The sequence below is a fragment of the Lentilactobacillus fungorum genome (genome assembly GCF_016860605.1).
Taxonomy (GTDB): Bacteria; Bacillota; Bacilli; order Lactobacillales; family Lactobacillaceae; genus Lentilactobacillus; species Lentilactobacillus fungorum.
Genome location: NZ_BNJR01000010.1, coordinates 116887 through 129379 on the forward strand (window position 1 = coordinate 116887; position 12493 = coordinate 129379).

10 protein-coding genes are annotated in these 12493 nt (G+C 44.4%); 4 read left to right on the forward strand and 6 right to left on the reverse strand.

The window, feature by feature from the left end; genetic code table 11:
- Positions 1-77: 77 nt before the first annotated feature.
- Positions 78-944 carry a DegV family protein gene (locus YK48G_RS04850; protein WP_203629598.1) on the reverse strand — a complete coding sequence of 289 codons (867 nt, stop codon included), beginning with the start codon at positions 942-944 and terminating at the stop codon, positions 78-80.
- A gap of 535 nt (positions 945-1479) precedes the next feature.
- On the opposite strand from YK48G_RS04850, the gene YK48G_RS04855 reads away from it, so the two are divergent.
- Positions 1480-2799 carry an MFS transporter gene (locus YK48G_RS04855; RefSeq protein ID WP_203629599.1) on the forward strand — a complete coding sequence of 440 codons (1320 nt, stop codon included), beginning with the start codon at positions 1480-1482 and terminating at the stop codon, positions 2797-2799.
- Between the two features lie 119 nt (positions 2800-2918).
- Here the strand turns inward: YK48G_RS04855 and YK48G_RS04860 are convergent, their stop codons facing one another.
- The 4 genes from YK48G_RS04860 to YK48G_RS04875 form a co-directional block, all read right to left on the reverse strand.
- Positions 2919-3476 (reverse strand): helix-turn-helix transcriptional regulator, encoded by a 558-nt coding sequence (locus tag YK48G_RS04860; RefSeq protein ID WP_203629600.1) that lies wholly within the window; start codon positions 3474-3476, stop codon positions 2919-2921.
- Positions 3477-3490: 14 nt separating this feature from the next.
- Positions 3491-4972: an ABC transporter permease gene (locus YK48G_RS04865; RefSeq protein ID WP_203629601.1), complete on the reverse strand. Its 1482-nt coding sequence runs from the start codon at positions 4970-4972 to the stop codon at positions 3491-3493.
- Positions 4969-5841: an ATP-binding cassette domain-containing protein gene (locus tag YK48G_RS04870; RefSeq protein ID WP_203629602.1), complete on the reverse strand. Its 873-nt coding sequence runs from the start codon at positions 5839-5841 to the stop codon at positions 4969-4971. The genes YK48G_RS04865 and YK48G_RS04870 overlap by 4 nt, the downstream gene beginning before the upstream one ends.
- Before the next feature lie 358 nt (positions 5842-6199).
- Positions 6200-7945, reverse strand: coding sequence for a phospho-sugar mutase (locus YK48G_RS04875; protein WP_203629603.1), 1746 nt, complete (start codon positions 7943-7945; stop codon positions 6200-6202).
- Between the two features lie 228 nt (positions 7946-8173).
- Between YK48G_RS04875 and YK48G_RS04880 the strand changes: the two genes are divergently transcribed.
- Positions 8174-9190, forward strand: coding sequence for a LacI family DNA-binding transcriptional regulator (locus YK48G_RS04880; protein ID WP_203629604.1), 1017 nt, complete (start codon positions 8174-8176; stop codon positions 9188-9190).
- Here the strand turns inward: YK48G_RS04880 and YK48G_RS04885 are convergent.
- The gene (locus tag YK48G_RS04885) at positions 9171-10010 is read right to left on the reverse strand and encodes a DegV family protein (protein WP_203629605.1); all 840 of its coding nucleotides are present in this window, start codon (positions 10008-10010) and stop codon (positions 9171-9173) included. The two genes, YK48G_RS04880 and YK48G_RS04885, sit on opposite strands and share 20 nt — an antisense overlap.
- A 148-nt stretch (positions 10011-10158) precedes the next feature.
- Between YK48G_RS04885 and YK48G_RS04890 the strand changes: the two genes are divergently transcribed.
- Entirely contained in the window at positions 10159-10467 is a 309-nt protein-coding gene (locus YK48G_RS04890; protein ID WP_203629606.1) for a DUF7671 family protein, read from the forward strand.
- 127 nt (positions 10468-10594) lie between these two features.
- Positions 10595-12493, forward strand: coding sequence for a S53 family peptidase (locus YK48G_RS04895; protein ID WP_203629607.1), 1899 nt, complete (start codon positions 10595-10597; stop codon positions 12491-12493).

A 12493-nucleotide genomic window follows, 5' to 3' on the forward strand; every position in this document is an offset into this window, starting at 1 on the left:
AACAGAAACAATTCTGAACTCAGCCTCGATGAATCACTAACATATGATATTAATGACTAGTTCCCTTTGAACCTAGGTTAAACTAAAGATTGCCAATCAATATCCCACACAACGCCCATCGCTTTTTCGCCGGTATGAACAGTAATTGCCGGACTGATTTGATCAGTACTGATGGCCGCGTTTGGAAATTGTTCGTGAAAGCGGCGAACCCAAGCTTGGCTTTGTTCAGGATTATTCGCGTCGACTACCGAAATTCGCATTGGTAAGTTGAAGTCAGCTTGGCTTTCTGAAATAAAGCGGACGATGTGTTCAAGCGACTGCCTTAGGGTGCGATCTTTAGCCAAGGGCACAATTTTACCGGCTTGATCAAATGTCAGCATTGGCTTAATTTTCAGTAGGTTGCCAAAAAAGGCTGACGTGTTGGAGATCCGACCCGTTCGCTGAAGATGAGAAAGGCTGTCGACAACCAGGCAGACGTGAATTGAATCGCGAAGTTGTTTGAGTTTAGGCAGGATGGTGGCCGCGTTCTCGCCAGCTAAGGCAAGTTTGCCGGCCAGTAATGCCAAATCTGCTTCGCCGGCACTGGCAATTTTAGAATCAAATGGGAAAACTTTAATGTTGGTTACTTGGCGACTATAGGCAACCAAATTTTCATAAAATGATGTAATCCCAGATGATAAATTGACACAGATAACTTCATCAAAGCCTTGATCACTTAACTGATCGAAGGCAGTTTGCATCTGGCCCATTGTGACTTGGGCAGTTGTTGGTAATTGATCGTTATTGGCTAGTTTTTCGAGGAAGGCTTTTGAGGTAATGGTTACCCCGTCTTGATACTGTTGCTGCCCGAAGATAACGGTGATGGGTAACACCAAAATGTGGTACTTAGCGGCGACATTCCTATCTAAATAGCTGGCACTATCAGTAATAACGGCTGTTTTCATAATTAATTTCCTCTCTTTGGGGATTCGTTATTATTCTAACCTTGATTTTGCGGGAATACAAAGGAAGCGTGTGATAAATCTGAAAGAGTAACAAAATTTGAGTTATTTTAATTTTCTTATTTACTTTTCATAAACATCATGATAATATGCTATTCAATCAATGAAAAGAGGAAACGAGTATGAAAAAAACGAACTCTACAATGAACTTAACAAGTATTGTCGTCCGCGTCATTGTCATTATTTAGACTGCGGGCAACGTTGTGATGCCCGCAAGTAGCGGGCAGGGTTGGTTTAAACACCAAGGACTGCTAAATGGTCCTTGGTGTTTTTTTAGCTTTAAGGAGGTGAGGCCCACTTGTTGTTTTTCTCATTTGATTTTAATAGATCCAAGCGGTTGTTGAACGTAATATTGCTGGAAGTGGCTTAACAGATGACTGATAGTCCATTAATCGATGGATTTTGACTAAATCGTTGGCAATCAGAAGATTAAGAGATTTGAAGATCGTTTTGCTTATAAAGAAAGGAATGTGACGATATGGAAGAAACCCCGACTACATATACAGGTACTGAAACAAAAGCACTACAACGAGATCCGGTTCGGACCGTTATTATGGCTTCAATGATTGGCACGGCCATTGAATTTTTTGATTTTTACGCCTATGGCACGGCTGCCGCAACTTATTTTCCGAATGTCTTTTTTCCAAGCGTAACCCCGACAATTGCCATGATTTTAAGCTTATTGACTTTCGGAGTTGCCTTTGTTGCCCGGCCACTGGGGTCATTGCTCTTTGGCCACTTTGGCGATAAATTGGGGCGAAAGCGCGCATTGGTGGTTTCATTATTAATGATGGGAATCTCAACCGTTGCAATTGGTTTTCTGCCGGGATTCAAAGCAATTGGGATGGCTTCAATTATGCTGCTTTGTTTAGCCCGGTTTATTCAAGGAATTGGGCTTGGCGGTGAATGGTCCGGTGCGGTGTTGGTCGCAACTGAAAACGCGCCTAAAGGCAAACGGGCTTTATTTGGCTCATTTACCGAACTAGGAGCGCCAATTGGCTTTTTCCTGAGTAACGGATTGTATTATGTTCTGGAATCAACCTTAACTCCGGCCCAAATGGCAGCGTTTGGCTGGCGAATTCCCTTCCTGGCTTCAGCCGTTTTGGTTGTTGTTGGTCTCTGGATTCGACGCCGAATGCAAGAAACCCCGTTATTCCGATTGGCCCAGCAGCGGGATAACGTTCAAAAGGCGCCATTAGTTGAAGTGTTTGCCAAGAATTGGCGCCAGGTTCTACAAGGAACCTTGGCAATGGCCGTATCATATACGTTCTTCTTCCTGTTATCAACTTGGTCATTAAGTTATGCGACAACGGTTCTTGGTTTTGATAACAAGGAATTTCTACTGTTACTAATGGGCTCAGTGATTGCGTTTGGCGGCATGATTGTTTACTCATCAATTTTGTCGGACAAATTTGGCCGGCGAAAGGTCCTCTTAACCGGAACCTTTGTCATTGTCGCCTTTGCGTTTGTGTTCCCATTCTTTTTCCAAGGCGAACGCAATCTTTGGGGCAGCCTCTTCTTTCTGTTAGTCGGATTTCTAGCGATGGGAATTGTCTACGGCCCAATCGGCGCGCTTTTGCCAGAGCTGTTTCCAACCAATACGCGTTATTCGGGGGCCGGGATTGCTTACAACATGTCAGCAATCGTCGGGGCAGCGTTTGCCCCAACAATTGCGTCGTGGCTAGTTTCTGAATGGGGCATTCACGCAGTAGGCGATTATTTAGCAATCATGGCGGTTGTTTCAATGATTGCCTTATTCTTCACCAAAGAGACCAAGTCAATTGACTACACGAAGTAATCATGATCAAGTTATTAAGTAGGATGTAATGAAGCTAAGCCCTAACCGACGGGACATAAGCAAATCAAACCGGCAGTGTTCACCCATAAAGGTGAGTGAGCACTGCCGGTTTGATTTGCTTAATGTTTTGGTTCAACGGGTCGAATGACTTGATAGGAAATAGCGTTAATCGAGTGCTTCAAATAAGTAATGGTGAGATGCAATACTTGCTTGGACAATAACCATAACAGCGGGGTTGCAATTAACCCGCCGGCAAATAAGCCGAGGCTAAGATTTACCCGCCACCATGTAAAGGGATGGACGCCGGTTTGGCTTTCTAACAAAATCATAAAGGGCGCAATTAGGAAGAAGCCAGTCATCATCCAGGCAAATGCTAAGCCGGCCAAGGTTATCAAAAATAATGTTGGGGCCAGCAGTAGGGTAGTGAAAATGCTGCCAATTAAGGCAAAGACGTTAAAGTGATGAGTGGCTGAAAAGTCTTCGCCAAGAAAATAACTAGGATTAACATTGTAGAAACTGGCTAATTCCTGTAAGACTGACAAAGAAGGCAAATGTTTGTTATTTTCCCAATAAGCCACTGTTTGGCGTGTTACAAATAATTGGTTGGCAACTTGAGCTTGGGTAAGTCCAAGTTCGAGTCGCTTTCGTTTAAGCCGGGTGCCGATTAATGAATCCATTTTCCTCACTTCCACTAGAAATGATTTAGCTTTATTCTATGATGATTAACCAGAGAAGTAAATGTGATGACTAATAAAATTAAATAAATGATAGTTAAAAGCTGAACGGGAGCAGGATTTAGGGCAATGACCGGCGCGCCATTGAGGTATAAGTAACAAAAGACCAACAAGACCAGTTGGGTTGGCCGTGAGCTGGCGGTCCATCTACCGAGTAACTGTGACAACAATGGTGCTAGCAACCCCCAAAGGAACAGAGAAATTTTTAGGGCGAAGGTGAGCTTTAAAAAGATTGGTAAGATGAGTATCAAGGAAAAGGCAATTCCCATTGTGCCAGTCCAAATGGTTTGACGAAGCTGGCCATTGGGAATGGTTGCTAACCAGTCATAAACGTGGGATTGAGACGCTAGTGCCCCCAAGGCCGAAAAAATTGGGGTGGCCAAAATGACTAGTAGTGGAAAAAGCGTTTGGGTGGCTTGATGACTGGGAGCTAACCACGCCCACCCCCAAGTGCCGACGAGTAAACTTAATAATAGAACTGAGTTATTGGCAGTCATTAGGTGAAGGCAAAGGCCGACTCGGGTTTGAGTGCTAACGGTTGGCCGCCAGAGGTTGAACGGCCGTTTTTGCCGGTGAATAGGGCGATTCTCAAGGCAAAAGCTAGCCAATTCAACCATCAGGCAACTAAGGATAATCAAGATACCGATGCGCAGCCAGTCGGCCCAATTGAGTTGAATTGGCGAAAAGATTAAATTCTGAGTTCCTGAATAACGCATGGTTGTGCTGCCAATAATTTTAAGGGTTGTTAATTTGGCCCCTGCATTCATCGCGATCGATTGCTTAATATTACTGATTAGATAGTTTGTCCCGGATAGATTGAATAGTTGATTGAAAAAGCTTTGATGAGCAATGTAATTGGCGCCAGCGGTGTAGAGAAAGATCAGCCCGATCACCAAAATAACCGTGCCGCTCTTTTGCCGGAGAAGCGGTAAAACCTCAGTTAAAATTGTGAGGGCAGCCAAAAAGATGAGCCCAGGAAGTAGAATCAAAAAGGGCATGAGAAATTGAACGAAGTTAAGTGAAGCAATGCCATATTTGAAGATGGCACTGAGCAATGAGGTCAATAAAATAATCAACCAAAAACTACCAGTTAACCACAGGTTACTTAAGAACTTACCATAGAGGTACGCTGATTTGGAAAAATGAGTTGTTAAGAAAAAGGCTAGGTTGCCTGTATCTCGATCTATCCCAATTGAATCTCGTAAATAAACCGCACTGATCAGGGGTAAGAAAAACCCCATGATGAAGCTGACACTAATTGGTACCCAACTGATGTTATTGGCTTGACGAAAGATGTTAGGATCAATGATGATTGCGCGCATCGTACCACTAGCGCGGGGGATCATCAAAACAATTGAGAATAGTAATGCTAGGCAGATCATTGGAAAAGCGGGGCGACGGATTTTTTCACGAGTAGTGGCTAAAAAGACTTGTTTCATAACTGGATCACTCCCTTAAAAACGCCCAAGCAGGCTTCTTCAAGGTCGGCTGCAACCGGTTTGGCGAGTTGACTAGGCGTGTGAGCCGCGATTTCTCTGACGTGAATCCCATCGGCACGTTGAATGAGTGATCGAGCGCCTTTATTGAGATTAGCAGGCAGGTGATTGTCATCAACCCGATACTCCCAAACGGTGCCCGTACTTCGCTTTAATAAGTCGGCGGGGGTGCCGTCATACCGGAATTGACCCGCTTGAATTAACAATAGATTGGTCGCAATCGCTTCAATATCGGAAACAATGTGGGTGGCGATGATGACTAAGTGATCATTTGCCAGTTCGGCAAAAATATTTCTAAGACTGACCCGTTCTTCGGGATCCAAGCCAGCCGTTGGTTCGTCGGCAATAATAATCTGCGGGTCGTTTAACAAAGTGGCCGCGATACCAACGCGCTGGCGCATGCCACCAGAAAAGTCTTTAATCCGTTTATTGCCAGTAGCTTGTAAGTGCATTTGCGAGAGTAAGTTCTCGATTTGCGGTTTGGTTTGCGTTTTGGGAACGTGTTTGATAGCGGCGATATAGGTCAAATATTCTCGAGCAGTTAGGTTAGGTAGATAAGGAACTTGTTGCGGCAAATAACCCAGTTGCTTTCTCATCACATTAGGATGGGCAACAATGCTTGTACCGTCGAGAAGCACATCGCCGCCGGTGGGGCTTGCTAGGGTTGCTAACAGTTTGATTAAAGTGGTCTTGCCCGCACCATTGGGACCTAGTAAGCCAATGAGTTCGCCGGAATGACATTCAGTCGTTAAGCCGTTAAGAATCTGGTTCTTTCCATAAGTCATGGAAAGGTTGTTGAATGTTAATTTCATTTGTATCAGCCCTTTCATCGCTAAAGTAAATGAAAGGGGGACGCTTGGCAAGCAAGAAATGTTTAACATGGCGGTATTATGATATTTCTAATCAGTAGAAAAGGTGGGATATGAAAATAAGGTCACGTATTTTTACCAAATAATGATTGCTGTTAACATTCGAGAGAATTTTTTGAATGAGGCCTGCTTCATATCGGAAATAATTGCTTGAATCTCCAAATTGTGCCACATGATTAACTACAGGGAATTTGCTAATGGTACCAAACGAAAACAGCTTTCCGAACACCATATCGGAAAGCTGTTTTCGTTTGGTAAGATAATAACCTTTAAGTGTATGACAATAAGTAGTGTCACTTAACTAATGTGTCACTAACTGATCAATCAACTTGTTCAATTCATCTACATACTGATTCAACTTAGCATCCACCGCTGCTTGGCTCTTATCAACGACTTCAATGTAGAACTTCACTTTTGGTTCAGTTCCGGATGGGCGGACTGCAACCCAGGTCTCATCGTCTAACCAGTACTTCAAAACGTTGGATTTTGGCAAAGCGATTGAAGTGGTTTTACCATCCTTATCAGTTAGGACGGATGATTGATAGTCGGCGTGGCTGGTAACTTTGTGCCCATTTAGCTCAGTCAGTGGGTTATCCCGCAGCTCGGCCATAATGTGAGCCATCTTATCCTTGCCATCTAAACCGTCAAATTCCTTGGCAATCGTCTTTTCAGCGTAATAACCATACTTTTCAAACATCTCTTGAACGCCGTCATACAAAGTCTTCCCTTGACTCTTGTAGTAAGCGGCGACTTCTGCCAATAACAGAACGGTTTGAATGGCATCCTTATCACGGACAAACGGTTTGATTAAGTAACCGAAACTTTCTTCAAAGCCGAACAGGAAGGTATGGTCGTGTGCGGTTTCATAATGGTGAATCGCTTCGGCAATAAACTTAAAGCCGGTCAAAACGTTGTTGGTGGCAACGCCGTAGGACGCCGCGATTTTGACGGCTAAGTCAGTTGACACAATTGATTTGACGATCGTTCCATTGTCGGGTAAATCCCCGGCATCTTTTTTAGCAGTCAAAATGTAGTTCAGCAGGACACTGGCAATTTGGTTGCCGCTTAATAATTGATAGTTGCCGTCAGGCTGGCGAACAGCACAGCCTAGGCGGTCAGCGTCAGGGTCTGAAGCAATCAATACGTCGGCTTCGACTTTTTTACCGAGGGCCTTAGCCAAATCAAAAGCTTGGGGGAATTCCGGATTTGGAAATGGGGTCGTTGGAAATTCTGGGTCAGCGATGGTTTGTTCCGGGACAACGACATAATTCTTGAAGCCGGCTGCTTCCAAGGCTCGCCGGGCGATGACTTTACCGGTGCCATGAAGCGGTGTGTAAACGAATTTCATGTTGGCTCCGACCTGCTTAATCAAGTCTAGGTTGATGTTAACGGTCTTGACCCGATCCAAATAAGCTTGGTCGACGTCTTCGCCAATCAGATTCATCAGTTTGGCTTCCCGCAATTCTTGTTCAGGGGTTACTTTGATGGCAAACAAGTCACTATTTTTGCGAATATAGGACGTAATCAAATCGGATTCCTTTGGCGGCATCTGGCCGCCATCTTGGCCGTAGATTTTAAAGCCGTTGTATTGTTTTGGATTATGGCTGGCCGTGATCATAATGCCAGCGTAGGTATGAAGGTGCCGGACTGCAAAAGATAGTTCCGGGGTCGGGCGGATGTCATCGAAGACAAAGGTTGGAATATGATGATACCCTAACACTTTAGCGGATTCGTGAGCAAATTCCTTTGAGTGGTAACGAGAATCAAAGCTGATCGCCACCCCGCGGTTTTTGGTGGCGTCATCCAAAGTGTCCATAAAGGTTGCTAGGCCCTCTGCGGCTTGACGGACGGTGAAAATATTCATCCGGTTGGTTCCAGCACCTAAGATTCCCCGCATGCCGGCGGTTCCAAACGATAGAAAGGTACCAAAAGCATCTTCTTGTTTTTCCGAATCATCTTTCATCTTATTGAGATCAAGCAAAATATCGGCTGGTAAATTTGGCTGTTGTTGCCATTGTTGGTAAGCGGCTTTAATTGTGTCTTTCACGACATGACCCTCCCTGTATTCAATTCCATTTCAATTCAGTTTCATTATAGAAATTAGTGACGCTAACGTCAATAAGTTTACTATCTAAAAACGTTAATCTGACGGAACACCCTTGACTTATCAAGGTGAACAAAAGATAATTATTTTAGTAAATTAACTAAATTATCAATGGTGACTTGAACAGGGGACTATACTTGAGGAAAAGGGACAGAAGGCAGGGGTGATACTATGGCAACAATCAAAGACATCGCCCACAAGGCTGGCGTGTCAATCACGACGGTCTCGCGGGTGCTTAATTATGATAAGTCACTTTCGGTGAGTGATTCGACCCGAAAGAAAATTTTCCAAATTGCAGAGGATTTAGATTATACCAAGAAGCACCGACTAAACACCGCTAAGGATAACATTGCGGTCGTCCAGTGGTACACCGAACAGCAAGAATTAGACGATTTATACTATCTATCGATTCGAATGGGCGCCGAAAAGATGGCTGACCAGCTCCACTATAAGGTTAAACGCTATTTTGCGGATGATTCTCTTGATGCGATTGACGATGATGTTAAGTCAATTGTGGCGATTGGCAAATTTAGCGATCGGCAAATTAACACTATGTTAAAAGTGACCACAAACATTGTCTTTGTGGACTTTGATACCTTGGCTAAGGGATATGATTGCGTGGTGACTGACTTTGATTACTCCACAAAATCAGTTTTGGATTATTTTATTGGCAGCGGCTTAAAACGAATTGGCATTCTTGCCGGGGTCGAATATACCAGCGATCGGCAGCTAAAAATTGTCGATCCGCGGCTGGATGTCTTTCACAATTATTTGGCGCGCCAGTCGCTTTATGACCCTGAGCATGTTTTCGTGGGTGACTATACGCTTCAATCAGCTTATGACTTAATTAACCAGGCAATCAAAAAAGATCGACAACACTTTCCCAATGCGTTATTTGTTACCAATGATGCCATGTCAGTGGGCGCATTAAAAGCCCTCCATGAAAATGGCATCGCGGTGCCGGATGAAGTCAGCTTGGTGAGCTTTAATGATACTGCGGTTGCCAAATACGTGATTCCAGCGCTCACTGCAGTTAAGGTGGATACTGGCATGATGGGCGAAGTGGCCGTTCGCTTGCTTGCGCAACTTGCCAGCACACCAACTGATAATCAGCGAACCCCAGAAAAAGTCGTTGTCGGCAATCGGCTGATCCAGCGGGAAAGCAGTATTAACCCAACAGATAAGTAACGCCGGTAGATTCAGGGCCAATGAATGTGGCCATTTCTGGATTAGTCGCGACGATTGAGATCGGGACAAACGGAAATTCCCGAGTCAGCATGGTATATAAAAACTGGGCGCGATCACCACTGCCGGAATATAGAATGGACAGCCGAACGATCGGTTGATGATGCATTTCTGCTAATTGCTTTTCCCAAAAGGCGCTAATGAGGTCTTCCTTACGGCTTCGGGTTACAAACGAGAAGTCATTATTCAAGAAAGCCAGAATGTATGACACGTTTAATTGTTTATCAAATAAGCCGCGAAATTTACCAATCATTTTGCGGTTGATGAGTTGAGAATTGTTTTGAACTGAGAAAAAGATTCTGGTATTGGTTTTGATTCTAGTAAGCTTATCAGTGATTGTGGCGACTGTTTCGCCTTGATCTGCCCATTTGGCAGCAGCCAGCACTTGATAGGCCAAGCCGGCAGCAGTGACTTCACTGTTAATGACCGTGACATCACTATTGGATTGTGCCGCCGCGAGTGTAGCATTCTGATAGCTTCTGGTTAGTTTGTCACTCAGGTGGATTGAAAGAATTTGGCTGCCGTCATTACCAAGTTCATCATAAGTGGCGACTAATTCTGGAACCGAAAGATCACCGATCACTGGTTTGACGGAACATTTTTCGAATAGCTGCAGGAATTTTTCGCTTTTGATTTGATTGACGTAACCGAACAGCTTGCCATCTATTAAAATTGGTGGATTCATAACTTTAATCTGATAGTGATGAATATCCGCAGTAGATAGGTGAACGGCTGAGTCGGTTACAATTTTTATCCGGTTCATTTAATCACTCCTTACGCGTTGGTTTCTAACACAATACTTATTGTATATGAATCAATGAGTAATGTGTGATTTTTCGATTAATATTAGAAAATTGTTCTAACTTTGTTCACAACTAACTTATGTAAAATGATTGAGAGGGCGAAAAACTGTGAAGGGAAAATATGACGTGTTCCAATACATTGGCGTGCCGCTGGAAACCGATGAATCCGGGCACTATCAAATTAAGACTGACGAAGCGGGTGAGTTTAAATTACATAGTTGGCGGACTGGTAAGCATACCAAGGGAAAGTTTAGGCAGATCGGGCAAGTCTTTATCACCGAAAATAAGCTAATGGTCGCTATCGTCAAGGTAACTCCAGTGGCGTTTAAAGACCGTCACGCCTATACGCCGCTGCAACGGTTTACCAGCGAAATTGTCAGTGATCAACTCATTCAAAGAGCGCAAAAAAAGCTTTGAATGATTGGCTGGGAAACTTGTTCAACGGGTCCTTCAAACCGGTGAATACCATTACTGACAATCTAAATTAAGGTATTCAATTGATTAGGTTGGTATAATTAGTTCATATTAATAATAGAAAAGAGTGATGATATTGAGGGGAAGACAATTACTCATGACGGCGTTAGGTGGTTTGCTGGCCTTTGGGGTTGGCACGGCAATCAGCACCCATCCTGCCAACGCGGCTAAAACGACCATTGTCAACGTGGCACTGAAGCCAACCAATGAGGCCGACTTGACTAACTACGTTTATGATACAGTTGATCCAACTAGTGCGCAGTTTCATCAATATTTGACACCTGAGGAATTTGCTGACAAATTTGGCCAGTCGGATAGCGCCGTTCAACTGTTTAAGGATTATTTGAAGCGATATCACGTTCAAACCCAGGCATATCCGGGCAACTTGTCGTTAAAACTAACTGCGACAACCACGAATATGCAGAAGGCATTTAAGGCCAAAGCCGTCAAAAAGGATGGCAAAACCACGACGGCTTATCAATTGCCGGGACAACTCTCGACAAAGGTGGTAGCAGTTATTGGCCTTTACCCAAAGCAGTCAGCCGCTAACAATAAGACTAAGAAAACAACTAAAAAAGCAACGACTCACAAACACTCGGCGACGCTATCCGCTGATTTATCAACGACAGATAAGCCAGACACGCGCCTAGTCGGGAACGCCTTCTCTAAAAAATATGGTGCGGCTAAGTTTGCCAATGCCTATCATTTAAACACGCTTTACAATCAGAGATTGCAGGGACAAGGCCAACGGATTGGCATTATTAACACAAGTGACGTTCGCGATAGTGATTTAGTCACTTATTGGCATCAAGCTGGGGTCAATGATGATTTAAACCGGGTTCAGCATATTTACCCGGTTGATTCAAAGGCCCAAGCGCAAAAAGCAATGAACGTGGCGATCCAAGCATCTCAAATGGAAGCGACCCTCGATGCGCAATCCGCTTCTTCAGTTGCCCCACAAGCGGGCATTGATTTATATAGTGGGGATGTTTCAGGCACTCGGACAAGTTTGCCGTCATCTCATTACGCGACGTTTATGACTGCGATTTCGGGCAATCGTGATCAGCAATTGACTTCCAGCATGGCACCTGGATTTGAGGTTGCCGCTGCTTGGGATGACCCCAGTGCGACTGTCCGCCAATATAGCCATGCTTTTAACTTGATTTTGGAACAAGCAGCTGCCCAAGGAATAACGGTATTTCAAGCGAGTGGTGACAGAGGGCCATACGCACAATCCAGTGCCAAAGAGAATCATTTGATGTCAACCTCGCCTTACCAAGTGCTTGTTGGCGGCACGACCCTTCCTTATCAAAAAATTATCGCCAACAAGGTAGTAACGGTAACAAAAGAACGTGCTTGGGGGGATACGTATTCATCACCAGCCGCCGATACCAAGTATAGTAGTTTTAGTGGCGGTGGTGGTGGCTTCTCAGCCTTAAACCCAACGCCAAGATATCAACAGGGGATCTCTGGTGTTAATACGTTTAGAGCGATTAACTATTTAACTTTCAAAAATGGTAAGTATCAGTTAACTAAGCATCCTCGGGTTATTTTCGGTACCGGTCATTCACGGAACCTGCCTGATGTGGCCGGGAATGCTGACCGGCAAACGGGGTATGCTTCATATGTTTCGGGCCAGCGCTATTCGATTAACGCTAAGACGCACAAAGCGGTTAAAGTCACTGCTAAGTTATGGGGCGTTGATGGCGGCACCAGCTTTACCACACCTCAAATGGCGGCCGCTAACGCTGTGATTAACAGCGGGCGCCGGACTTCGGTTGGATTCTGGAACCCGCAGATTTATCGGTTTGCTCAAGAATCTGATAGTCCGTTTAACGTTCTTGATGACGCTGATAATAACGATAATTTGTATTATACGGGCCAACCCGGCAAACTTTATAATCAAGCGACGGGGCTGGGGACGATTAACTTTGAAAAGCTGAATAGTAAGTTTAGCGATGAGGGGTAA